26 protein-coding genes and 1 tRNA gene are annotated in these 21,668 nt (G+C 46.3%); 23 read left to right on the top strand and 4 right to left on the bottom strand.

What is annotated here, in order from left to right:
• The first annotated feature begins 11 nt into the window (after positions 1–11).
• From rpsE to HBAL_RS10320, 11 genes are all read left to right on the top strand, one after another.
• Positions 12–590, top strand: a complete 579-nt coding sequence (rpsE, locus tag HBAL_RS10370) for a 30S ribosomal protein S5 (RefSeq protein ID WP_015827899.1) — start codon at positions 12–14, stop codon at positions 588–590.
• A 26-nt stretch (positions 591–616) separates the two neighbouring features.
• Positions 617–805 (top strand): 50S ribosomal protein L30, encoded by a 189-nt coding sequence (gene rpmD / locus HBAL_RS10365; RefSeq protein ID WP_015827898.1) that lies wholly within the window; start codon positions 617–619, stop codon positions 803–805.
• 53 nt (positions 806–858) lie between these two features.
• On the top strand, positions 859–1,335 hold the full coding sequence (rplO, locus tag HBAL_RS10360) for a 50S ribosomal protein L15 (protein WP_015827897.1): 477 nt from the start codon (positions 859–861) through the stop codon (positions 1,333–1,335).
• A 110-nt stretch (positions 1,336–1,445) separates the two neighbouring features.
• On the top strand, positions 1,446–2,819 hold the full coding sequence (secY, locus tag HBAL_RS10355) for a preprotein translocase subunit SecY (protein WP_015827896.1): 1,374 nt from the start codon (positions 1,446–1,448) through the stop codon (positions 2,817–2,819).
• Entirely contained in the window at positions 2,816–3,379 is a 564-nt protein-coding gene (locus tag HBAL_RS10350; RefSeq protein WP_015827895.1) for an adenylate kinase, read from the top strand. The genes secY and HBAL_RS10350 overlap by 4 nt, the downstream gene beginning before the upstream one ends.
• A gap of 178 nt (positions 3,380–3,557) precedes the next feature.
• Positions 3,558–3,926 (top strand): 30S ribosomal protein S13, encoded by a 369-nt coding sequence (gene rpsM / locus HBAL_RS10345; RefSeq protein WP_015827894.1) that lies wholly within the window; start codon positions 3,558–3,560, stop codon positions 3,924–3,926.
• A gap of 15 nt (positions 3,927–3,941) precedes the next feature.
• Complete coding sequence (gene rpsK / locus HBAL_RS10340; RefSeq protein ID WP_015827893.1) at positions 3,942–4,331, top strand: 30S ribosomal protein S11; 390 nt, start codon at positions 3,942–3,944, stop codon at positions 4,329–4,331.
• Positions 4,332–4,404: 73 nt separating this feature from the next.
• Positions 4,405–5,430, top strand: a complete 1,026-nt coding sequence (locus HBAL_RS10335; protein ID WP_015827892.1) for a DNA-directed RNA polymerase subunit alpha — start codon at positions 4,405–4,407, stop codon at positions 5,428–5,430.
• A 35-nt stretch (positions 5,431–5,465) separates the two neighbouring features.
• Complete coding sequence (rplQ, locus tag HBAL_RS10330; RefSeq protein ID WP_015827891.1) at positions 5,466–5,891, top strand: 50S ribosomal protein L17; 426 nt, start codon at positions 5,466–5,468, stop codon at positions 5,889–5,891.
• Between the two features lie 170 nt (positions 5,892–6,061).
• Positions 6,062–7,519 (top strand): DegQ family serine endoprotease, encoded by a 1,458-nt coding sequence (locus HBAL_RS10325; RefSeq protein WP_015827890.1) that lies wholly within the window; start codon positions 6,062–6,064, stop codon positions 7,517–7,519.
• 55 nt (positions 7,520–7,574) lie between these two features.
• Positions 7,575–8,897 (top strand): replication-associated recombination protein A, encoded by a 1,323-nt coding sequence (locus HBAL_RS10320; RefSeq protein WP_015827889.1) that lies wholly within the window; start codon positions 7,575–7,577, stop codon positions 8,895–8,897.
• Between the two features lies 1 nt (position 8,898).
• On the opposite strand, the gene HBAL_RS10315 is transcribed toward HBAL_RS10320, so the two are convergent.
• On the bottom strand, positions 8,899–9,552 hold the full coding sequence (locus tag HBAL_RS10315) for a hypothetical protein (RefSeq protein WP_015827888.1): 654 nt from the start codon (positions 9,550–9,552) through the stop codon (positions 8,899–8,901).
• A gap of 108 nt (positions 9,553–9,660) precedes the next feature.
• Here HBAL_RS10315 and HBAL_RS10310 point away from each other — a divergent pair, with 108 nt between their 5' ends.
• The 7 genes from HBAL_RS10310 (at position 9,661) to HBAL_RS10280 (ending at position 15,861) form a co-directional block, all read left to right on the top strand.
• Entirely contained in the window at positions 9,661–10,479 is an 819-nt protein-coding gene (locus HBAL_RS10310) for an RluA family pseudouridine synthase (RefSeq protein ID WP_015827887.1), read from the top strand.
• A 9-nt stretch (positions 10,480–10,488) separates the two neighbouring features.
• A complete protein-coding gene (gene crcB, locus HBAL_RS10305; RefSeq protein WP_015827886.1) occupies positions 10,489–10,872 on the top strand; it encodes a fluoride efflux transporter CrcB in 384 nt (127 codons plus the stop codon).
• Entirely contained in the window at positions 10,869–11,900 is a 1,032-nt protein-coding gene (locus HBAL_RS10300; protein ID WP_015827885.1) for an RluA family pseudouridine synthase, read from the top strand. Before crcB ends, HBAL_RS10300 begins: the two co-directional genes overlap by 4 nt.
• Before the next feature lie 38 nt (positions 11,901–11,938).
• Complete coding sequence (locus tag HBAL_RS10295; protein ID WP_015827884.1) at positions 11,939–12,616, top strand: HAD-IA family hydrolase; 678 nt, start codon at positions 11,939–11,941, stop codon at positions 12,614–12,616.
• A 26-nt stretch (positions 12,617–12,642) separates the two neighbouring features.
• Positions 12,643–13,341: an ATP12 family chaperone protein gene (locus tag HBAL_RS10290; RefSeq protein WP_233356668.1), complete on the top strand. Its 699-nt coding sequence runs from the start codon at positions 12,643–12,645 to the stop codon at positions 13,339–13,341.
• Between the two features lie 110 nt (positions 13,342–13,451).
• Positions 13,452–14,147 carry a DUF3011 domain-containing protein gene (locus HBAL_RS10285; RefSeq protein ID WP_015827882.1) on the top strand — a complete coding sequence of 232 codons (696 nt, stop codon included), beginning with the start codon at positions 13,452–13,454 and terminating at the stop codon, positions 14,145–14,147.
• Positions 14,148–14,325: 178 nt separating this feature from the next.
• Positions 14,326–15,861, top strand: coding sequence for an acyl-CoA carboxylase subunit beta (locus tag HBAL_RS10280; protein ID WP_015827881.1), 1,536 nt, complete (start codon positions 14,326–14,328; stop codon positions 15,859–15,861).
• An 89-nt stretch (positions 15,862–15,950) separates the two neighbouring features.
• On the opposite strand, the gene HBAL_RS10275 is transcribed toward HBAL_RS10280, so the two are convergent.
• Both HBAL_RS10275 and HBAL_RS10270 read right to left on the bottom strand, forming a co-directional pair.
• The gene (locus HBAL_RS10275; protein ID WP_015827880.1) at positions 15,951–16,175 is read right to left on the bottom strand and encodes a hypothetical protein; all 225 of its coding nucleotides are present in this window, start codon (positions 16,173–16,175) and stop codon (positions 15,951–15,953) included.
• 135 nt (positions 16,176–16,310) lie between these two features.
• Positions 16,311–16,745: a GIY-YIG nuclease family protein gene (locus HBAL_RS10270; RefSeq protein WP_015827879.1), complete on the bottom strand. Its 435-nt coding sequence runs from the start codon at positions 16,743–16,745 to the stop codon at positions 16,311–16,313.
• Between the two features lie 156 nt (positions 16,746–16,901).
• Between HBAL_RS10270 and HBAL_RS10265 the strand changes: the two genes are divergently transcribed.
• Positions 16,902–17,375 carry a potassium channel family protein gene (locus tag HBAL_RS10265; RefSeq protein ID WP_015827878.1) on the top strand — a complete coding sequence of 158 codons (474 nt, stop codon included), beginning with the start codon at positions 16,902–16,904 and terminating at the stop codon, positions 17,373–17,375.
• Between the two features lie 126 nt (positions 17,376–17,501).
• Positions 17,502–19,502, top strand: coding sequence for an acetyl-CoA carboxylase biotin carboxylase subunit (locus HBAL_RS10260; protein WP_015827877.1), 2,001 nt, complete (start codon positions 17,502–17,504; stop codon positions 19,500–19,502).
• Between the two features lie 41 nt (positions 19,503–19,543).
• Here the strand turns inward: HBAL_RS10260 and lipB are convergent, their stop codons facing one another.
• Entirely contained in the window at positions 19,544–20,248 is a 705-nt protein-coding gene (gene lipB / locus HBAL_RS10255) for a lipoyl(octanoyl) transferase LipB (protein WP_015827876.1), read from the bottom strand.
• A 91-nt stretch (positions 20,249–20,339) separates the two neighbouring features.
• Between lipB and HBAL_RS10250 the strand changes: the two genes are divergently transcribed.
• The 3 genes from HBAL_RS10250 (at position 20,340) to HBAL_RS10240 (ending at position 21,596) form a co-directional block, all read left to right on the top strand.
• A complete protein-coding gene (locus tag HBAL_RS10250) occupies positions 20,340–20,582 on the top strand; it encodes a FliM/FliN family flagellar motor switch protein (RefSeq protein ID WP_015827875.1) in 243 nt (80 codons plus the stop codon).
• A gap of 126 nt (positions 20,583–20,708) precedes the next feature.
• Positions 20,709–20,795: transfer RNA gene (locus HBAL_RS10245), tRNA-Leu, on the top strand.
• 174 nt (positions 20,796–20,969) lie between these two features.
• A complete protein-coding gene (locus tag HBAL_RS10240; RefSeq protein WP_015827874.1) occupies positions 20,970–21,596 on the top strand; it encodes a PA2169 family four-helix-bundle protein in 627 nt (208 codons plus the stop codon).
• The last annotated feature ends 72 nt before the right edge of the window (positions 21,597–21,668 follow it).

The raw sequence follows: 21,668 nt of genomic DNA, 5'->3' as shown, positions 1-21,668 counted from the left end.
AGGAGACCGTCATGGCACGTGATAATCGTGAAAGAGGCGGTCGCAAAGGCCGCGACCGTGATGAAGAACAGTCGGAAATCGTTGATAAGTTAGTCGCGATTAACCGTGTTGCCAAAGTGGTGAAGGGTGGTAAAAACTTCGGTTTTGCTGCGCTCGTCGTTGTTGGTGACCAAAAAGGTCGTGTTGGTTTTGGTCACGGTAAGGCCCGTGAGGTTCCCGAAGCCATTCGCAAAGCGACTGAAGAAGCAAAAAAGACAATGGTTCGTGTGCCATTGCGTGAAGGGCGTACACTTCACCATGACGGTTCAGGCCGTTGGGGTGCTGGTAAAGTTCACCTTCGTGCAGCGCCTGCGGGTACTGGTGTTATCGCCGGTGGTCCAATGCGTGCGGTACTTGAAGTTCTTGGTGTTCAAGACGTTGTTGCAAAATCCATTGGGTCTTCAAACCCATACAACATGGTTCGCGCAACTGTTCAGGCCCTTAAAGGTCAAGCAAGTCCTCGCCAAGTTGCTTCAAAACGTGGTCTTAAAGTTCAAGACATCGTGGGCCGTCGTACAGATGGTGCCGGTGTAGCTGAGGTGGCCCAGTAGGGCCGGGATAGGTTGGAGTAACCACAATGGCAGATAAGAAAACACTGCGTGTGCGTCAGACCGGCAGCCCGATCCGCCGCAACGAAACACAACGCAAGACACTCGTTGGCTTGGGTTTGAATAAGCTAGGTCGCGAACGTGAGTTGGAGGACACTCCTTCTATCCGCGGCATGATTTCCAAAGTCGGCCACTTGGTCGAAGTGATTGAAGGTTAGACCCAAGCGCTGCGCGAATTAATGCGTTTGGCGACTGGTTCGAGGATAAGACTATGAAACTCAACGAACTTTCAGATAATCTAGGCGCGACGTCTGCGCGTATGCGTGTTGGCCGTGGTGTCGGGTCCGGTAAAGGTAAAACTGCTGGACGCGGTGTTAAAGGTCAAAAGGCGCGCTCAGGTGTAGCTATCAAAGGTTTTGAAGGTGGGCAAATGCCTATCCACATGCGTATGCCTAAGCGTGGGTTTAACAGACCAAACGCGAAGACATTTGCTTGGATAAATGTTGGTCGTATTGAAAAAGCGATCACAGAAGGCAAGCTTGATGCAAAAAAACCTGTGGATGAAGCAGCTTTAATCGCTTCTGGTGTTGTTCGCCGCGCAAAGGATGGCATTCGCCTCCTTGCAAAAGGTGAAATTAGCTCCAAAATAGAGATTACTGTTGCCGGCGCATCAAAAGCAGCTGTTGAAGCTGTCGAGAAAGCTGGTGGCACAGTCACTGTTACAGCGCCGGTTAAAAGTGCTGAATAGAACTGTCTCATTTCCTACGATTCGCGTAGGATATTGAAAAGTATAATTGCACTGTGTCAGCTTCGTTCGTCGTAGCTGGCATTTTGCTGCTTTAAGGAGAGCGAGCACTTATGGCTTCAGCCGCTGAACAACTCGCAAAGAATATCAATTTTTCGACCTTTGGTAAGGCGAAGGAATTACAGCAGCGTATATTGTTTACGCTTGGTGCATTGATTGTTTACCGACTTGGTACTCAGATCCCAATTCCAGGAATTGATCCCGTAAATCTTGCTACTGCCTTTGGTGGTCAGTCTGGTGGAATATTGGGGATGATGAATGTCTTCTCCGGTGGTGCTATCGAGAGAATGGCTATTTTTGCGTTGAATGTTATGCCGTATATTTCGGCGTCTATCATCATGCAGCTAGCGACTTCTGCCGTACCTTCTCTTGAGAGATTGAAGAAAGAGGGCGAAGCGGGCCGTAAACAGATCAACCAATACACACGTTATGGTACAGTATTGCTTGCTATTGCTCAGGCATATGGGATCGCGGCGTCTTTGAGTGCTATCAACCCAGATACGGGTGGATCAGTTGCGCTTGATCCGGGCTGGTATTTCATGACATCGACAATCGTGACGCTTGTGGGTGGGACAGTCTTTCTAATGTGGTTGGGTGAACAGGTAACAGCACGCGGAGTAGGGAATGGTATTTCTCTGATCATTTTTGCTGGTATTGTAGCGATTATGCCTAAAACAATTTGGAACGCGCTTGTTTCTACACGCGAAGGCACAATGAATGTGACTGTGCTTGCTGCGATTGCGATAATTAGTGTGGCGATGATCGTCTTTATTGTTTTCGTAGAGCGTTCGCAGCGTCGCTTGCTTATTCAGTATCCAAAGCGTCAGCAAGGTAACAGAATGATGGGGGGAGAAAATTCATTCCTTCCATTAAAGCTGAATACCGCTGGAGTTATTCCGCCTATTTTCGCAACCTCTTTGTTGATTCTCCCGACAACTGCGGCTGGCATGATGGCGAGTGGACAAGGGGCTGCTGGTGGTGGCGCTGTGTCTGAGGGGCTTCGTTCCGTTGTCGCACTCATCGGGCCTGGGCAACCATTATTCGTTGTTTTGTATGGATTGCTCGTTGTCTTCTTCTGTTTCTTCTACACGTCTATCGTGTTTAACCCAGAAGAGACTGCAGATAACTTGCGTAAACACGGTGGTTTTATTCCTGGATATAGACCGGGCAAAAGAACTGCTGACTACTTAGACTATGTGCTAAGTCGCCTTACCGTGATTGGTGCGATATATCTTTCTATAGTTTGTCTGTTGCCAGAAATTTTAAAGATGAATTTTAAGTCCATTCCATTTTATATTGGTGGGACATCTATTCTTATTGTAGTTTCTGTAACCATGGATACTGTAGCGCAGATTCAATCTCACCTAATTGCCCACCAATATGAGGGCATGATAAAAAGATCACGGCTCGGGGGCCGCAAGAAATGAACTTAATACTTTTTGGACCACCAGCGGCCGGTAAGGGCACACAAGCGAAGAAACTCGTGGCAGAACGTGGTTTTGTTCAACTTTCAACTGGGGACATGCTGCGTGCAGCACGTTCTTCCGGGTCGGAATTAGGGCTAAAAGTATCAAGTATAATGGATTCAGGCGGTCTTGTTTCTGACGAGATTGTTATAGAACTAATCAAAGAACAGCTGGAACTGAACTCAGGTGCAGCTGGATTTATTTTTGATGGGTTTCCAAGAACGGTTCCTCAAGCGGAAGCTTTGGACAAATTGTTGGAAACTCTTAATTCAAAAGTGGATCATGTGATTCGATTGAAAGTGGATGACGAAGCGTTGATGCAACGAATCGTTAAACGCTTTGAAGAAGAAGGGCGTACAGACGACAATCCGGAGAGTTTCCGGAAGCGTTTGGATGCTTATAATGCGCAGACTGCACCTTTGCTTCCGATTTATGCGGAGCAAGGCAAGTTAACTGAAGTGGATGGAATGCAGCAAATAGACGTTGTAGCCCGTGAAATCGACAAAGTTTTGGGTGCATAAGCAGGAAACAGGAAAAGAAGCCGAGTTTTGTGTCAATATTTAGTTGACGCAGGAATATCAAAGCATATAAGTGTCGGCTTCCGCGGCGAAGAGACGGTCTGAATGCAGTGTCGATACACTGGGTGAGGACCAATTGTCGTCTTTGGTCGTGAAACAGTTTAATGAATGGAGGGGCAGTGTGGCCCGTATTGCAGGTGTCAACATACCCACGAATAAGCGCGTTACGATCGCGCTGCGCTACATTCACGGCATAGGTCCGGTGAAGGCGCAGGAGATTTGTGACAAAGTGGGAATCGCGGCTGAACGTCGTGTACAGGATTTGTCTGACGCTGAAGTCATTCAAGTTCGTGAAGCTATCGATGCAGACTATGTGGTTGAAGGTGATCTTCGCCGTGAAGTCTCAATGAACATCAAGCGTTTGATGGACTTGGGTTGCTACCGTGGTTTGCGCCACCGTCGCGGTCTTCCAGTTCGTGGCCAACGCACTCACACCAATGCGCGTACGCGCAAAGGTCCAGCGAAAGCAATCGCTGGTAAGAAGAAATAGACCGGATACATTAGTATGGCTCGCGAACAAACACGTGTTAAACGTAGTGCACGTAAGAACATCTCTTCAGGTGTTGCTCACGTCAACTCAAGCTTTAACAACACAATGATCACTATTACTGACGCACAAGGAAATGCTATTTCCTGGTCTTCAGCTGGTCACATGGGTTTTAAAGGCTCTCGTAAATCTACTCCTTATGCTGCACAGGTTGCTGCTGAGGATGCAGGTCGTAAAGCTCAAGAGCACGGCTTGAAGTCATTAGAAGTGCAAGTTCGTGGACCAGGTTCTGGTCGTGAATCAGCTCTTCGTGCGCTTCAGTCTATTGGTCTAACGATCACGACTATCCACGACATTACTGCCATTCCTCACAATGGTTGTCGTCCGCCAAAACGTCGTCGCGTATAATCTTAAACGGTTAAACGCTTCGTCCTGTTCATTTTGAACAAAACTTAAACGCAATTTCTAAGGTGATCGCCTCATGAATATGGCTCAGGTCAACGACAAAAACTGGAAAGAGCTCATCCGTCCATCCCGTCCGGTGGTGGAGCACGACTTTGATGCTGGCCGTAAGGCTAGCTTGATCGTGGAGCCGCTGGAACGCGGTTTTGGAACGACTCTAGGTTCTTCGTTGCGCCGCATTCTACTGTCTTCACTGCAAGGCGCTGCGATTACAGGCGTGCAGATTGACGGTGTTGTTCACGAATTCTCATCTATTCCAGGTGTACGTGAAGACGTAACTGACATCGTGCTTAACCTAAAGCGCGTTGCGATTAGCATGGTTTCAGAGACATCAAAGCGTATGACTTTGTCTGCCTCTGGTCCTGGTGTTGTGACTGCTGGTCAAATTGAACTTCCTGGCGACATGGAAATTCTAAACCCAGACCACGTTATTTGTACGTTGGATGATGGCGCGAATATCCGTATGGAATTCACTGTTGCTTCTGGTAAAGGTTATGTGCCTGCTGACCGCAACCGTCCTGACGATGCACCACTTGGTTTTATCCCTGTGGACGCAATCTTCTCTCCTGTGGAGCGTGTTGGCTTCAAGGTGGATGACACACGTGAAGGTCAAGTTCTTGACTACGATAAATTGACATTGACTGTCGAAACTGACGGTTCAGTGACACCTGAAGATGCAGTTGCTTATGCAGCACGTATTCTTCAAGACCAACTTCAATTGCTTATCAACTTTGATGAGCCAGTTGTTGAGCAAGAAGCTGAGCAAGAGCCAGACCTTGGCTTTAACCCAGTACTTCTCAAGAAAGTTGATGAGTTGGAATTGTCTGTTCGTTCTGCAAACTGTTTGCGTAACGACAACATTGTATACATTGGTGACCTTATCCAGAAGTCAGAGGCGGAAATGCTTCGTACTCCAAACTTTGGACGTAAGTCATTGAACGAAATTAAAGAGGTCCTCGCGACTATGGGGCTGCACCTTGGTATGGATGTACCATCGTGGCCACCAGAGAATATCGAAGACTTAGCTAAGAAATACGAAGATTAGATAGAGGAGCGGTCCTTAGGGCCGTAATAGAAGCCATGCGTCACGGAATTGCGCACCGCAAGCTAAACCGCACGTCGGAGCACCGTAAGGCCATGTTCGCAAACATGGCTGCGTCTCTTGTGCAACACGAGCAGATCTCAACTACGCTTCCAAAAGCAAAAGAATTACGTTCTTTTGTAGATAAGCTAGTTACTTTGGGTAAAAAGGGTGACCTTGCAGCCCGTCGTCAGGCTATTTCAAAAATGCGTGACAAAGAGATGGTTCAAAAACTATTTGACGTTCTTGCAGACCGTTACAAAGATCGCGAAGGTGGTTACACACGCGTTCTTAAAGCAGGTTACCGTTATGGTGATAATGCTCCAATGGCGGTTATCGAGCTTGTTGATCGCGATGTTGAAGCCAAAGGTAAGGCTGATCGTGAGCGTGTAGAAGCTGAAGCTGCAATGGCCATGGAAGACTAGGTCTTTTACGAATATTTAAAAAATCAAACACCGTTCTGAGAAATCAGGGCGGTGTTTTTTTATTTTCAAACATTTCAAATGGTTCTAGCTTAGAATTAATCTGCTAGATTAAGGATAAGAAGTTCAAATTTTGCCGCAATTGCGCCTCGTTTATCATGGATTTCATTTGAATGATCAAAACTCTTCTGACAAAAATGCTACGTAATGGAATGGCGTTTCTGAGCGTTTCATTACTCGCCGTGACTGCTTGTTCCGCACAAGAAGCTCCCGTTCAAACGGTAGAAAGAGTGGTGCCGACTTCCCAGCAGGAAGTGACCATGTCTTTTTCTCCTTTGGTGAAGCAAGCTGCGCCAGCAGTCGTCAACGTTTTTACCTCAAAAGTCGTTAAACAAACAGCTTCTCCTTTTTCACAAGACCCGTTTTTTCAGCGCTTTTTCGGGAATCAAATGGGGGGTGTGCCACGCGAACGCGTAGAATCATCACTTGGATCGGGAGTCATTGTCGGATCAGACGGGGTTATCGTAACAAATAACCACGTTATTGAAGGGGCTGACGAGTTTAAAGTTGTACTCGCCGATAGAAGAGAATTTGCAGCTGAACTTATCATTGCAGATCAGCGCACGGATCTAGCAGTTTTGAAAATTGATACTGAGGGTGAAGCGCTTCCAACCCTAGAAATAACTGACACACGCCAAGTTGAAGTCGGCGATTTAGTGTTAGCTATCGGAAATCCTTTCGGAGTCGGGCAAACAGTCACAACAGGTATAATTTCAGCGCAAGCACGAACAGACGTTGGTGTCTCCGATTACGCATTTTTCCTTCAAACCGATGCAGCCATTAATCCGGGTAATTCTGGGGGCGCATTGGTTGATTCCCATGGACGTTTAGTGGGCGTGAACACAGCTATTTTCTCCCGATCTGGTGGATCAAATGGGATAGGCTTTGCAATTCCTGCAGAAATGGTGAAGCGCGTTGTTGATGCAGCTGTAAATGATGGTCAAATTATACGTCCATGGCTGGGTTTAAAAGGGCAAGCCGTCACAGCCGATATCGCGAAATCTATGGGTTTAGCGCGTCCAATGGGTGTGTTGGTCACTGAAATTTATCCTGATGGTCCAGCGGAAAAAGCAGGATTGAAACGCGGAGATCTTGTGAAATCTATTGATGGCCGTGAAGTGTTTGATGAGCGTGGATTGAAATTTTTAGCCGCAACGCTCGCTCCGGGTGATAAAGCGACGCTCGTTTATCTTCGAAGTGGTCAAGATAAGTCGGTAAAGGTGAAGCTGGCACCGCCTCCGGGCGCAACAAAATCAGAAATGAATTTGATTGAGGGGAATGCAAGTCCATTTTCGGGTGCTGAAGTTGCAGACCTGTCGCCAGCTTTGGCCGATGAATTAGGGCGCGATCCTTTTGCATCGGGTGTTCTTGTGAACCGTGTATTGCGCCGTTCACTCGCATCACGTTTTGGCTTGCGTCCGGGTGATATGATACGCGAAGTAAATGGAAGTGTTATTAAAACATCCGATGACTTACTTAAAATCTTGAAAAATCAAGGCGGGCGTGGCTCGACATGGGCTGTGACAATTGAAAGAAATGGCCGCAGAATTACATCAAATATACGGATGTAGGCCGTAAATTATAAAACGGCTTTCGCTTTGCGCGCTGGGGCGGTAAACAAAACACATGACTGATTTGTTTTCCGCTGCCGGCCTTGATGATAATGCCCCACAACCGTTAGCGGATCGCTTGCGACCAAAGACCTTATCTGATGTAATCGGACAAGACCATTTGATCGGGGCGGATGGGCCAATTGGTCGGATGCTGGCAAATAAACGCCTTGCAAGCATGATTTTGTGGGGCCCGCCCGGTGTTGGTAAAACAACGATAGCGCAATTGTTGGCAGCCGGAGCGGGGTTGGAATTTGATCCTATATCGGCAATATTTTCTGGTGTAAAAGATCTGCGTGCTGCCTTTGATCGTGCTGAAAAACGTCGACAAATTGGCAAGGGCACATTGCTATTTGTTGACGAGATACATCGTTTCAATAAAGCCCAGCAAGATGGTTTTTTGCCATTCGTAGAGCGCGGGATTGTTACGCTTGTTGGGGCAACAACTGAAAACCCAAGCTTTGAGCTAAATGGTGCATTGCTGTCTAGATGCCAAGTCATGGTGCTGAAACGGCTTGAAGACACAGCGTTAGAGAAACTGCTTTTGCGCGTTGAAGCTGAAACGGGCGAGAAACTCGCATTATCAAATGAAGCGCGCGCCAGCTTGAAAGACATGGCAGATGGAGACGGTCGCTATCTGCTCAATCTCGCCGAAGAAGTTTTATCTTTAGGGGGCGTCAGTCCTCTTAATCCAGATGAACTAGCCAAACTTTTGCAAAAACGTGCACCTGCTTATGACAAGGATCGTGATGAGCATTACAATATGGCGTCGGCTCTGCATAAATCCGTGCGTGGATCAGATCCAGATGCAGCGCTTTATTGGTTTTGCCGTATGCTCGAAGGAGGCGAAGATCCGCTCTATCTTGCGCGCCGCATTGTGCGTATGGCCTCTGAAGAGGTTGGACTAGCTGATCCGACGGCCCTGATGATTGCAGGAGAAGCCGCGCGCACATATGAACGGCTTGGGTCTCCAGAAGGTGAATTGGCGCTGGCTCATGCTTTGGTTCACATCACGACATCGCCAAAATCAAACGCAGTTTATGCAGCATATAAATTAGCCCGCAAATCTGCAGCCCAAACAGGCTCGCTTATGCCGCCAAAGCATATCCTAAATGCACCAACATCCATGATGAAAGATTTGGGATATAATGAGGGATATAAATATGATCATGATCAGGAAGGATCATTTTCAGGCCAGAACTATTTTCCAGACGGTATGCAACGGCAATCTTATTACCAGCCTGATGGTGCGGGGCGGGAAGCAAGTATTCGAGATAGAATGCAGCATTGGTCCAAACGACGCGCCGAGTTAGCGCGCCAATCTGAACCAAAACGTTGATTTAGGTTGTGACGATAATACGCCATGTATCGATCAGGCGTTGGCCGACCACTTTGTTGAGATCATTGGGTTTGCTTGTGTCATAGGTCCAGCCTGGGCCATTATACCCAATACGCTGACACATCGCTAGAAAAGCGACGGGATTGTCTAGCAAGTTCAAATCACACACAATTTCAAAGCCGAGCTGATCGCGTAATGGCGTAAGTGCCTGTCTCATTTTCCGCATGATGCCGGGGGAAAACGGCTCATATGGGATGGCTTGATTGGAATTCATTTTTTCTACTCTACGGGAAATCTCTGGAGAAATACGCTTCCAGAGCTGTATCAGCTTGTGACCCAAGCAATTTTGCTGGGCTAGCATCCTCATTGCATTTTCATTGATATTGCCATATTTGCGTTGCCTCTGGATGGCGCAACTCAGCGGGAAACCGTGAGCAGCAGCGAGACGGGCGAATGCGGCAGGATCTTTAAGCACATTTGGTGCTTTGAGAATCGCTTCATCGAATGAAAACAAAATAGAGCGCAAGCAAGCTTCATCGCGCTTGCGCGTTTCGGTATGACTAAGTTTTGGTAGAAGTCGTTTGGTTTGGTGCACGCTTTCGCGATACGTTGGCTCAACCAATGAAAACACTCTACTCTTAATCTGTTCGTCCATTTGCTTGTGACCTTTACTCAAGCATTTGATAGAACAGCCCCACGGATAGAATGACGAATGATTCGCATGATTACAATGTTTTTTTTCATTAATACTTGAGGTAATTTCATGGAAAACGAGAATAGTGAAGACAAACCATGGGAAAAGGGCGACTTTTCTAAAAAGTTAACAAAACCTTACCAAGTAACGCATGCGGATAGAGACTATATGGATGAACTTCTGTTAGGTGAAGACGATTCTATACTCGCATTCAACAAGCCCAGTGGTTTAGCTTGCCAAACAAGAAGCCCAGCAGATCGCACTTTTGACGCATTGCTCCAAGTCTATGTGAAGCGCAATGGCAAACGACCGCGCATGCTGCATAGATTGGATATGCTCACGTCTGGCGTGATTATCGCTGCACGCACAAAGCCTGCAACATCATTCTTCCAGCAAACCTTTGAACGGCGTGAAGCTTATAAATCTTATCTGGCAATCGTGCGCGGACCCGCTTTTGAAAAAAGCGAAGGTGTCATTGATGCCCATTTGCAGCGTTATCAAAAAGAACCAAACCTAGCATTGATGCGACCGTGTGACGTTGATGGTGAGGGCGCACAAGATGCGCGTACTCGCTATCTCGTCCTATCAAGCCAGAATGATTATCATTTCTTGCTACTAACACCAGAGACAGGGCGCACGCATCAATTGCGAGTGCATTTGGAGCATTTTGGACGGCCCATACTCGCTGATCCCTATTATGGAACAGACGCTTTGGAGGGAAGCTATCAGCCTGCGCGCCTTATGCTGCATGCCTATCGTTTGCTGACACCACACCCTGATGGCGGAGAGATAGATATAATCGCGGATGTTCCAGATGATATGAAAGAATGTCTCACGGCTTTATCCTTAGAAAATGGCCTACTGGCGTTACAGGATAAAACAGGCTAAGAGGCGCGTATGCAGAACATTGTTTTAGTTGCTCTAGGCGGCGCTATAGGCGCGACGGCCCGCTATTCGCTTTCTGGTTTTATGTTGAGAGTGTTTGGTCCGGGCATGCCTTGGGGCACATTCAGCGCAAATATATTGGGATCGCTTCTACTTGGAGTGCTGACGGGATGGTTGGCGTTTAAAATTGATGGCGGCAATAATTGGCGACTGTTTTTAGCAACGGGTGTGATGGGTGGTTTTACCACTTTTTCGACATTCAGCTTGGAAACAATGTTGATGATAGAGAGAAAAGCATATCTCCAAGCAGCGAGTTATGCATTAGGGACTTTGGCGCTCGGGGTAATCGCCATGTTTATTGGATTGATGATCGCCCGAAAGGTTTTTGCGATATGAGTTGGAATAAAGGGCAAGTTCTTCAGATCCCTGTGGGCGATACTGAAGGCGATGTACGTCTTGATCGCTGGTTGAAGCGTCGCTTCCCGGGATTAACACAAGGGCAGGTCGAAAAGCTGCTTCGCAAGGGCGAAGTGCGTGTGGATGGTAGCCGCGCGAAGTCTAGCACACGCTTAGAGCCGGGGCAGGTTGTGCGCGTGCCGCCAATGCCATCAACAGATCAGGGCAAGAAACATCCACAAAAAGAAGAAGAGGTTTATGTTTCTCCAAGAGATGCCGAACTTATTCAATCTCTGATCCTGTATGAAGATGAAGATGTGTACGTGCTAAACAAACCTTCTGGTCTTGCTGTACAAGGTGGTACAAAGACATTGCGTCACGTTGATGGAATGGCCAATGCACTGACACGCCCCGGTCAAGATAAACCGCGTCTGGTGCACCGTTTGGATAAAGACACATCTGGTTTGCTAGTCTTGGCCAAAACAGCGCAATCTGCTGCTGAGATGAGCAAGCATTTCCGCTCTCGTGAGCTGGATAAAATTTATTGGGCTGTAGTGAAGGGCGTGCCAAACCCTAATGAAGGCGAATTGCGTGGTTGGATGATGAAAGCGCATGGGCCGGGGCAGGATAAAGAGCTAATGACTGCTGGTGTGCATGGCCAAAAAGGTGCGGTGTTCGCGATTACAGATTTTAAAGTTGTATCAACGGCAGGCCAACGCGCCTCTTGGGTGGCTCTAAAGCCTTCTACAGGACGTAAGCATCAATTGCGCTATCACATGTCTGAAATTGGAAATTCTATTTTAGGTGATGCAAAATATACATGTGATCGTGAAACACCCGCTGGTCTTCCTCCAGGACTACACCTTCATGCACGTGCATTGCGTATGCCGCGTCGTCGTGGATCCGATGTTGAAGTGATTGCGCCTTTACCTGAGCACATGAAAAAGACATTTGATTTTTTCGGTTTCTCGGAAGATGAAGCTGGAAATCCGTTTGATACTATTCAGCCTATGGGCCGCCGTCGCTAAAGACGTGCCGATTTCTGCATTATATAGAGAGCTACTCCATGTCACTTAAACTCGCTGTATGGGACCTTGATGGAACTGTGATTGATAGTCGTGAGATGATTCAGGCTGCTATGGTTTTTGCGTTTGAAAAATCGGGTTTTAGAACGCCTGATTTTGATGAAACCCGTAAAATCGTTGGCTTGTCGTTGAAGACAGCTATTGAATACATGCTGCCCGAAGCTGACCCAAATGCGATTCAACGTGTGTATGAAGATTACAAAACTGGATTTGTTGCGTTGCGCAGCAATCCAGATCTCAAAGAACCATTATATGATGGGGCTATTGAACTCCTTCAAGATATGGTGGCCGATGGTTGGTTGATGGGCGTTGCCACAGGTAAATCTCGCCAAGGGTTGAGCCATATTTTGCAGATGCACGATTTAGAAAAGTATTTTGATACGCATTGGTGCGCTGATGACGGTCCGGGAAAACCACACCCTCACATGGTTCAAAAGAACATGGATGAGTTGGGTTGTTTTGCCGAGCAGACAGTCATGATAGGCGATGCCACTTTTGATATGCAGATGGCACGCGCCGCAAATGTGCATGCATTGGGGGTATCATGGGGATTTGGAAAAGCTGAAGAATTGATCGAAGCGGGTGCACATGATGTTCATCATGATTTTGCCGGTCTTCGCAAAGGTCTATATGCGTTTGGGGACAAAGTAACATCATGAGTGACTTTGGAAACGCAGGTCAAAGAATGAAAAAGTTCTATAAGCAAGCAGCCATTGAAAAGCTTGGTGATGGCAATTGGACGATTTCGTTGGATGGTCGGCAACTTAAAACACCAGCTAAGAAGCCTCTTAGTTTACCAACAGAAGAACTTGCAGAAGCCGTAGCAGGAGAGTGGGCTGATCAAGTCGAGTTTATTGATGTCGCCACAATGCACATTACACGACTTGTAAATGTTGCGATCGACCGTACGCCCTTGGCGCGCCCAGAAATGGCTGATGAGGTCGCGCGCTATGCTGAAACCGATCTTGTATCTCATCTTGCAGAAGGTCCGACCGTTTTAAGAGAGCGTCAGCAAGAAGGCTGGGCACCGATACGCGATTGGGCTGCTCAAGAACTGAATGTGTTCTTGCTTCCAGTTGAAGGCGTTATGGCAAGTCCTCAGCCAACAACATCATTGGAAGCGGCGCGCCAACATGCAGCCAATTTAGATGATATGCGATTAACAGGATTAAATTTCGGTCTTGGCTTGTTTGGGTCTGCTGTGTTGTCGCTTGCTGTAGAACAAGGACGTTTGCTGGCTGAAGAAGCCTTTGATTTGTCTCGCATAGATGAAATATACCAAGCAGAACAATGGGGTGAAGACGAAGAGGCAATGCATAGAGTTGCGTATAATCGCCATCAAGCATTGGGGTTAGGGGTCTTTTTTGCGGCGTTAAAACGCTGAAACTAAGGCGATTATCACATACGCGTGAGTTTGATCTATTAGATCAGTAAATTTCTTATTCTGAAAATTATGTTCATCGTGTGTTGCCTTGGTGAGCGCACACTCAATGCATGAGCAATACTTCATCAATCACTAAATGGGCGTCAGTCGCTGCGATAGCAGCGTCCACGCTCTTCGCGGCTCCCGCAGCTTTTGCAGATCAAGGGCTTAAAGTTCAGATTGTCCAAAAGACATTGAAATCAAATCATAGAAATGATCGGAATGTGCGTCCCATCACAGTCTTAAGAGAGTGTGGATCATCGGGATACCGCTCAAATGTTTGCCATTTTGATGTGAATTTCAACATTGCAGATGCCCGCGTTTATGATCGTAAATCAAAGGGAAGCTGTGATGAGGGTGATGAATGGGGACTTCGCGGGAATACAATGTGGGTTCGCGATGGATGTCGCGCAATATTTGAATTGTCCAGCGTGAGGTTTCCAAATTCACGGGGCCAAGAATATGGCCACAATGACGGTAGAGGGAATATCCCATCATATCCTCGTAATGGCGGCATTCGAAACATTAGTCATTCTGATCAAAATCACGCTATTGGGCTGTGTGCACGAGAAGCCAATCAGCAAGCATATCGTTTGAATGCATATTCCGCACAATATCGCAGCCAACCTTATGTTGATATTGGTCGCCAAGGTCGTTTGCGTGTCACTGGCTCCATGAGGGTGCATGGGCCAAACGGGTTTAGAAATCGCGATACAGTCTGTGCGATTGGTCAGAATGGCCGCGTTCAACGGTTCAATTTCGACTAATACAAAAATGATAGCTTAGATTGAATACAAAAGCGCTACTCTCAAGAAGGTAGCGCTTTTTTTGATCTTACCTACCGCCATGCGACCTTTTGGGAATCATTCAAAGCTTGCCATAGGTTGTTTCTGTCTCTTATCTAAAGAGAATAACAATATAAATACGATATGTACGGGGCATTTCATGAGCAGCGATATTTTAGAACGACTCGCCGAAAAACGTGAGCAAGCTAGACTGGGCGGCGGTCAGGCTAGAATCGATAAGCAACACGAAAAAGGCAAGCTCACAGCCCGTGAACGCATTGAAATACTATTAGACGAAGGCTCATTTGAAGAATGGGACATGTTCGTAGAGCATCGCTGTCATGATTTCGGAATGGAAGAAAAACGCATTCCTGGAGATGGTGTTGTCACAGGCTGGGGAACAATTGATGGGCGCATGGTCTATGTGTTTTCCAAGGATTTCACAGTGTTTGGTGGTTCTCTATCCAAAGCCCATGCCGAAAAAATTGTTAAAGTCCAGCAAGCTGCCACACGCAATGGCGCGCCCGTTATCGGTATTTTCGATGCCGGTGGTGCTCGCATTCAAGAAGGTGTCGATTCTCTGGCTGGTTATGCCGATATTTTCCTCGAAAACGTCATGGCATCTGGCTGCGTCCCGCAGATTTCCGTGATTATGGGGCCTTGTGCGGGCGGGGATGTTTATTCGCCGGCTATGACTGATTTCATCTTCATGGTGAAAGATACATCCTACATGTATGTGACCGGTCCTGATGTTGTTAAAACAGTAACAAACGAAAATGTTTCCCACGAAGAATTAGGGGGCGCTTCTGTTCATGCCGTTAAATCGGGTGTGGTCGATGGTGCCTTTGACAATGATGTAGAAGCGCTCATCCAGATCCGCCGGCTTATGAATTTTCTTCCCGGTTCCCAAGCCGAGAAACCACCCACGCGCCCTAGCTTTGATACGATTGACCGTGTCGAGAAGAGTTTGGACACGCTTATTCCGGCAAATCCAAACATGCCATATGATATGCGTGAACTCATTGAGAAGGTTGCTGATGAAGGCGACTTTTTTGAAATTAGCCCTGATTTTGGCGCGAATATTCTATGCGGGTTCGGGCGTATTGAAGGCGCACCTGTTGGCTTTGTTGCCAACCAGCCTATGACGCTGGCCGGCGTGCTAGATATTGATGCTTCCCGCAAAGCGGCGCGTTTCGTGCGTTTTTGTGACTGCTTTAACATCCCTTTGATCACCTTTGTCGATGTACCGGGTTTCATGCCGGGCACAAAGCAAGAGTATGGCGGCCTCATTAAACATGGTGCGAAATTGCTCTTTGCCTACGCCGAAGCGACCGTGCCAAAAGTAACGGTGATCACACGCAAAGCCTATGGCGGTGCATATGATGTGATGAGTTCCAAACACATTCGCGGTGATGTCAATTATGCATGGCCAAATGCTGAAATCGCGGTGATGGGTGCAAAGGGTGCTGCCGAGATTATATATCGCGCTGAACGCGACAATCCTGAAAAAATGGCTGAGCGCTCAAAAGAGTATGAAGACAGATTTGCAAACCCATTCGTCGCAGCCGGCAAGGGCTATATTGATGATGTGATTCAGCCCCACAACACACGCCATAGAATCGCACGTTCATTGCGTCAGCTGAAAAACAAATCAATCAAAAATCCGCCTAAAAAGCATGACAATATCCCGCTTTAGACACTAGCAAGTAGACAAAATAAAAGCCCGTATCATATCGATATGGGCTTTTTTATTGTTGTATAATTTCAAGATACAAAAGGCTTAATTTAGCTGTCAGCTTCATCTTTAGGAGGCGAGGCTACAATCTCGACTTCGTCTTCCTCTGTATGTTCTAATATGAATTCCTTCATGAAACGGCGTATCTCTCTGGACGCGCTCGTATCCATTTCTTCACACAGTTCAACAAAAGCATCGCGTTCATCCTTATTCACACGCAAGACAAGCTGGCTGTCTTTTTTTACTTTTTTGTGCTTTTTCTTGTGGTGCGGCATAGCACGCTACTTTCATCTATCCATAAAATGTATCACAAAGTATATACAAATCAAAAAATGACTCAAGTGTAATGGCCCGATTATATCTTAATATTGTCAGGAAATATCTGATTTATTGAAAGAAAAGCGCAAATCTTACCGCTGGGAAGCGCCGGGTGAGAACCAGCTCCAAAGATATCGTCTAAATTTCCATTTGCGTAGCAAAGTCGCATCATTTGGCGCATCGTCCTGACCACGAGGGATAAGGATATCATTCATTGGGGGTTTTAAACCGCGTATGAGATCTTCTTCAACGCGTCTGCGCTCAATTTCGGTGCTAAAACGGGCGACATGTCGCTCTGTCGCGCCTAAATCCCACCAAGCACGCCCCCATTTTTCATGTCCTTTGAGACGGCCACTCAGGCTAGCAGCTTTGCCAACATACAAAGGCTTTAGCCAGAAAACAAAGTAGCGACGGACAAATATATAAATACCGGGATCACTTGGTAATCCATTGTCTGTCAGCGTAATGTTAAACCAGTATTTTTTGCCGGTTTCGCCACGCCAACGGTGCAGACCGAAAATAAGCATTTACTCACCCTCATAAACGCGCTTCAACATTAAGTGCTAACAATCGCACAATATTTGATATTTTGAGTTAATATCTCGTTAAACAATTGTGGCGCGAGCTAGGCTGATAGAAGGTCAAAATTGCGATTTGAACCTGAAATATGAAGAGTGTTGTCCATGCTTTTGCAAAACCTCATCGTAGCCATAATTATGGTAAGTCTGATAACCTGCGTTCATTTCTTGGGACTGACAGGTCTAATTGCGCTTTTGCGTCGAGATAATATCACGCGGCGGACCGCAGCATCTTTATGGCTGCAAAGTGGAGCTATCCTTGCGGTCATAATGCTTTTGTTTCTCTTGCATACAATCGAAATATGGATGTTTGCGGCCCTTTACTTATTTCTCGGTGAGTTTTCGAGCTTCGAAGCCGCTTTGTATTTCTCCACATCCACTTTTACGACTGTTGGATATGGAGACATATATTTAGATGAGAAATGGCGAATGCTTGCTGCAATTGAATCAGCTGCAGGTTTTCTTCTTTTGGGGTGGTCTACCGCTTTTCTCGTGTCGGTAACATCGAAATTGAGATTGCTGGAATCTCTTATTGATTCACCGCGTGACGAGAAAGACGAAATTGACGATTCTCATTGACCGCTACGGCATGTGTTGGAAAGTCGCAGTTATGGCTTTGGTCTTGATTGTCTTCAAAATGTGTAAAAACTAGTACTAAAATAAAAATACGGATTAATCCGATAAAATACGGGGCAAATACGACTTATGTTTTCGAAAATTCTGATAGCAAATCGCGGTGAAATCGCCTGCCGTGTCATCAAAACATGTAAGCGGTTAGGGGTTAAAACCGTTGTCGTTTATTCTGAAGCAGATGCAGGCTCTCTTGCTGTCGAATTAGCAGATGAAACAGTGTTTATCGGTGGTTCAGCATCTTCGGAAAGCTATTTGGTGCAAGATAAAATCATCGCGGCTGTAAAAGAAACAGGCGCTGAAGCTGTTCACCCAGGTTTTGGTTTTCTGTCTGAGAATGCAGAGTTTGCGCGCCGTCTTGAAAAAGAAAAAATCACCTTTATCGGTCCCAACCCTATCGCGATTGAAGCTATGGGTGACAAGATTACATCGAAGAAATTCGCTGCAGAAGCTGGCGTGAGCACAGTTCCCGGCCACATGGGATTGATTGAAGACGCAGAGGAAGCGGTCAAAATATCTCAAAAAGTTGGTTATCCAGTGATGATTAAAGCATCTGCTGGGGGCGGCGGTAAGGGGATGCGCATTGCTTGGAATGATGACGAAGCCCGCGAAGGCTTCCGTGATTCAAAAGCCGAAGCAAAAGGCTCTTTTGGTGATGACCGTATATTTATTGAGAAATTTATCACCGAGCCACGCCATATCGAAATACAGGTATTGGGTGACAAGCATGGCCATTGCATCCACTTGAATGAGCGAGAATGTTCTATTCAGCGTCGTAATCAAAAGGTTGTTGAAGAAGCACCTTCTCCCTTCATTGACGCGAAAACCCGTGCTGCAATGGGTAAACAATCCATCGCTTTGGCAAAAGCTGTAAATTATGATTCAGCCGGAACGGTGGAGTTCATTGTCGATAAAGACAAAAATTTCTATTTTCTAGAAATGAACACTCGCTTGCAGGTGGAACACCCTGTTACGGAGATGACGACAGGAATTGATCTGGTCGAACAAATGTTGCTCGTGGCGTATGGAGAGACCTTAAATCATCAGCAAAATGATATCGGCATTAAAGGGTGGGCCGTTGAGACACGCATTTACGCTGAAGATCCATATCGTAGTTTTCTACCATCTATTGGTCGCTTGAAACGCTGTCAGTTCCCACCTGAAGGAAAGTTGGGCAAAGGTGAGGTGCGCATTGATACGGGTGTGCGTGAAGGAGATGAAATCTCCATGTTTTATGATCCGATGATCGCCAAATTGATCACGCATGGAAAAACCCGTGATGACGCGATTGATGTCCATGAAATGGCTTTAGATCGTCTCCGCATTGAAGGGATTCAGGATAACTCACCATTCTTGCAAGCTGTCATTGCTCAGGAGCGGTTTAAAAGTGGAAAATTAACGACCAATTATATTCCCGACGAGTTTCCTGATGGATTTAACGGTGTTGAACCATCCAAACAGCAAGAAGTTTTGTTAGCTTCGGTTGCGGCCTATATTCATGATGTCTTTGTCAGTAGGGCTGATAAAATATCCAACCAAATGGATCCGGGCAGGGCAATTCGAAAAGAATGGGTTGTTTCAATCGATCGCAAACCCATTTCGGTTTCAATCGCGTCCTCTAATAGTGAGGCTGAAATCAAATTTAAGGGTAAAAAAGCTGCTATTGGCTTGTCTACAAACTGGAAGCCCGGCATGGGCGTTGTAGAAGGCTTAATAGATAACACGCCATTTGCTGTGCGGTTTGAGGACACAAGTGAAGGCTATGTCTTGCGACACAGAGGTGTCACAGCCAAAATCTTGGTATTGTCTCCAACCACTGCGGAGCTTTATGCCAAGCTGCCAGAAAAAGAAGCACCTGATCTTTCAAAACTAATCCTCAGCCCTATGCCGGGCCTTATTGTGTCTATGGCTGTTGAATTGGGACAAGACGTCAAAGCGGGGGAAGCGGTTTGTGTCGTTGAAGCTATGAAGATGCAAAACATTATCCGCGCTGAAGCTGATGGTAAAGTTCAATCCATTAATGCAGCAGCCGGAGATTCCGTTGCAGCTGATGCTGTGCTTGTTGAGTTTGAATAGAGACATCTTCAGAAGTCTTCTTTGTATTGATCAAATTCATTCTATTCAAATGGTGGAGGCACAATAATTGTGTCTCCAAAAATACTTGTAAATTCCTGCCTGAGAAGGGCATCCACTTCAGGCATTGTGATCGGATTGCCCAAATCAAAAAGGCTTGTAACACCAAGTCCATCCTCTGAAATGCCGCAAGGTATAATCCCGCTAAAATGTTCCAGATTTGGTTCGACATTCAGGCTTATGCCGTGAAATGACACCCATTTTCTAAGACGAACACCTATAGCTGCGATTTTATCCTCCTTTAAAGGGCCACCGGAAGCTGTTCGGTCCACCCAGACACCGACTCGACCTTCGCGGCGTTCGGCCGTTACGTTTAGCGTTTTGAGTGAATTGATAATCCATTGTTCAAGCCCATACACAAAGGCGCGAACATCCTTTCCGCGTTTACCCACATTCAGCATGACATAGGCAACTCTCTGCCCCGGTCCATGATATGTGTATTGTCCACCACGCCCCGCCTGAATAACGGGAAAACGGTTGGGAGCGGCAAGGTCTGATGGCTTGGCGCTTGTTCCAGCGGTATATATGGCAGGATGCTCTAGCAGCCAGATTAATTCATTAGCCTCGCCCTTTGAAATAGCCGCCACTCTTTCTTCCATGAAGCGAACTGCATCATTATAATCTACCAGATTATCGGAGACCGCCCATTCAATTTGGGAAAGTTTATTTTCGAGAATTTCACCACTCATGGAAGATGTTAACTCCTTACTCACTTAGATAGTCCAAATTCTAGGCTGGCTTTTATAACCTAAGAATGGGGTTTTGTTCTTGACTTCGCAAATGGACGCCGTCGAAATTGAGATCACAGTGCTTTTAGGGCGCTCTAAAATTCCTATGCAGCAATTATTGCGTATGGGACGTGGTGCTGTGATTCCATTGGATGCTAGCGAATACGATGAAGTTTGGATTCTTGCAAACAATCATCCAATTGCTCGTGGTGAATTGGTTATAGATGGTGAGCGTGTGTCGGTATCCGTCACAGGTGCAGCTCAAGTTGAAGACTATTACGCGACAGAGCAATAAAATAAGCCTGATTGATTTTGGAGCCTCTATTTTTCAACAGGTAAACTTAAAAAATTTTAGATCCAAGTCATTTTCGGGGTTCACAGAAGCGCAGGTGTCTGTATATCTCGCTGTTCGTTTCGGTTTGCGGCCGTGGCGGAATTGGTAGACGCGCAGCGTTGAGGTCGCTGTGGGGTAAAACCCGTGGAAGTTCGAGTCTTCTCGGCCGCACCAAACTTTTTTCAAAACATGTCAAGATAGTTGCCGGCTCGAAATTTTTGTTCGAGATTGAAGCGGGTAATTGAATATAGTTTTTTTAAATTCGTATTTAATTTTGGAACTTTTGGATCAGCCTTCCGTTGTCTCTTTATAGCTCAAACGAGCTTATAACAAAAAGGAGACAAAGTTATGCTTAAGACTCTTATTACATCATCCGCCATGACCGCGATTGTATTATCCGTGCCTGCTTTAGCGCAGCCCGTATCTCCGACTGAAAACTTGAACAATAAACAAGTTGAAGAAATTCAAGCTCAGCATGGAATGTTGACTAATGATGAGGCTGTAGAAGAAGCTAAGCATGAATACAAAGAAGCCGTTGAAGATGAAGTTGATGAATTAAACGAGATCGCTTCAATTTTAATTGACGCTGAAGAATTATACAGCGACGCGGCTAACCTGCCAGATGGCGATGACGAAGTTCGCGATCACCTTATTGCGCTTTCGGCTGAAAGAGCTGAACAACGTGAAGAAATTCAGCAGCTTGTCATCGATAAAGGTGCAGAGCCAGACACTTATGGTGAAGCGCTAGGCACGGCGCACAGAGCTTTTGCGCAGTTAAGAACTGCAGTTTCTGAGGACTCTGTTGTTGCGCTGGAAGAAGTATTGCGCGGCGAGAAGTACATCGTAGATGAAATCAATGCTCGCCTTGAGGATGAAGACATTATGTCGCCCGAAGCATTGCACTTACTTCAGATGATTAAGATGGATGTGAATTCCTCTGTTGAAAAACTAGAAGCAAAACTTGGTGAAGCGTAATTTCGCTTTACATATTTGACTGATTAGAATTGAGCGGCCCTTTTTAAAGGGCCGCTTTTTTCGTGGCTGTCT

Origin of the sequence: Hirschia baltica ATCC 49814, from assembly GCF_000023785.1 — a bacterium.
Classification (GTDB): Bacteria; Pseudomonadota; Alphaproteobacteria; order Caulobacterales; family Hyphomonadaceae; genus Hirschia; species Hirschia baltica.
This window is presented reverse-complemented; position numbering and strand designations above follow the sequence as displayed.

Excerpts from the sequence above, each read along its gene's own strand:
- rpsE (WP_015827899.1), top strand. The coding sequence starts at position 12 with ATGGCACGTGATAATCGTGAAAGAGGCGGTCGCAAAGGCCGCGACCGT.
- rpmD (WP_015827898.1), top strand. The coding sequence starts at position 617 with ATGGCAGATAAGAAAACACTGCGTGTGCGTCAGACCGGCAGCCCGATC.
- rplO (WP_015827897.1), top strand. The coding sequence starts at position 859 with ATGAAACTCAACGAACTTTCAGATAATCTAGGCGCGACGTCTGCGCGT.
- secY (WP_015827896.1), top strand. The coding sequence starts at position 1,446 with ATGGCTTCAGCCGCTGAACAACTCGCAAAGAATATCAATTTTTCGACC.
- HBAL_RS10350 (WP_015827895.1), top strand. The coding sequence starts at position 2,816 with ATGAACTTAATACTTTTTGGACCACCAGCGGCCGGTAAGGGCACACAA.
- rpsK (WP_015827893.1), top strand. The coding sequence starts at position 3,942 with ATGGCTCGCGAACAAACACGTGTTAAACGTAGTGCACGTAAGAACATC.
- HBAL_RS10335 (WP_015827892.1), top strand. The coding sequence starts at position 4,405 with ATGAATATGGCTCAGGTCAACGACAAAAACTGGAAAGAGCTCATCCGT.
- rplQ (WP_015827891.1), top strand. The coding sequence starts at position 5,466 with ATGCGTCACGGAATTGCGCACCGCAAGCTAAACCGCACGTCGGAGCAC.
- HBAL_RS10325 (WP_015827890.1), top strand. The coding sequence starts at position 6,062 with ATGATCAAAACTCTTCTGACAAAAATGCTACGTAATGGAATGGCGTTT.
- HBAL_RS10320 (WP_015827889.1), top strand. The coding sequence starts at position 7,575 with ATGACTGATTTGTTTTCCGCTGCCGGCCTTGATGATAATGCCCCACAA.
- HBAL_RS10315 (WP_015827888.1), bottom strand. The coding sequence starts at position 9,552 with ATGGACGAACAGATTAAGAGTAGAGTGTTTTCATTGGTTGAGCCAACG.
- HBAL_RS10310 (WP_015827887.1), top strand. The coding sequence starts at position 9,661 with ATGGAAAACGAGAATAGTGAAGACAAACCATGGGAAAAGGGCGACTTT.
- crcB (WP_015827886.1), top strand. The coding sequence starts at position 10,489 with ATGCAGAACATTGTTTTAGTTGCTCTAGGCGGCGCTATAGGCGCGACG.
- HBAL_RS10300 (WP_015827885.1), top strand. The coding sequence starts at position 10,869 with ATGAGTTGGAATAAAGGGCAAGTTCTTCAGATCCCTGTGGGCGATACT.
- HBAL_RS10295 (WP_015827884.1), top strand. The coding sequence starts at position 11,939 with ATGTCACTTAAACTCGCTGTATGGGACCTTGATGGAACTGTGATTGAT.
- HBAL_RS10290 (WP_233356668.1), top strand. The coding sequence starts at position 12,643 with ATGAAAAAGTTCTATAAGCAAGCAGCCATTGAAAAGCTTGGTGATGGC.
- HBAL_RS10285 (WP_015827882.1), top strand. The coding sequence starts at position 13,452 with ATGAGCAATACTTCATCAATCACTAAATGGGCGTCAGTCGCTGCGATA.
- HBAL_RS10280 (WP_015827881.1), top strand. The coding sequence starts at position 14,326 with ATGAGCAGCGATATTTTAGAACGACTCGCCGAAAAACGTGAGCAAGCT.
- HBAL_RS10275 (WP_015827880.1), bottom strand. The coding sequence starts at position 16,175 with ATGCCGCACCACAAGAAAAAGCACAAAAAAGTAAAAAAAGACAGCCAG.
- HBAL_RS10270 (WP_015827879.1), bottom strand. The coding sequence starts at position 16,745 with ATGCTTATTTTCGGTCTGCACCGTTGGCGTGGCGAAACCGGCAAAAAA.
- HBAL_RS10265 (WP_015827878.1), top strand. The coding sequence starts at position 16,902 with ATGCTTTTGCAAAACCTCATCGTAGCCATAATTATGGTAAGTCTGATA.
- HBAL_RS10260 (WP_015827877.1), top strand. The coding sequence starts at position 17,502 with ATGTTTTCGAAAATTCTGATAGCAAATCGCGGTGAAATCGCCTGCCGT.
- lipB (WP_015827876.1), bottom strand. The coding sequence starts at position 20,248 with ATGAGTGGTGAAATTCTCGAAAATAAACTTTCCCAAATTGAATGGGCG.
- HBAL_RS10250 (WP_015827875.1), top strand. The coding sequence starts at position 20,340 with ATGGACGCCGTCGAAATTGAGATCACAGTGCTTTTAGGGCGCTCTAAA.
- HBAL_RS10240 (WP_015827874.1), top strand. The coding sequence starts at position 20,970 with ATGCTTAAGACTCTTATTACATCATCCGCCATGACCGCGATTGTATTA.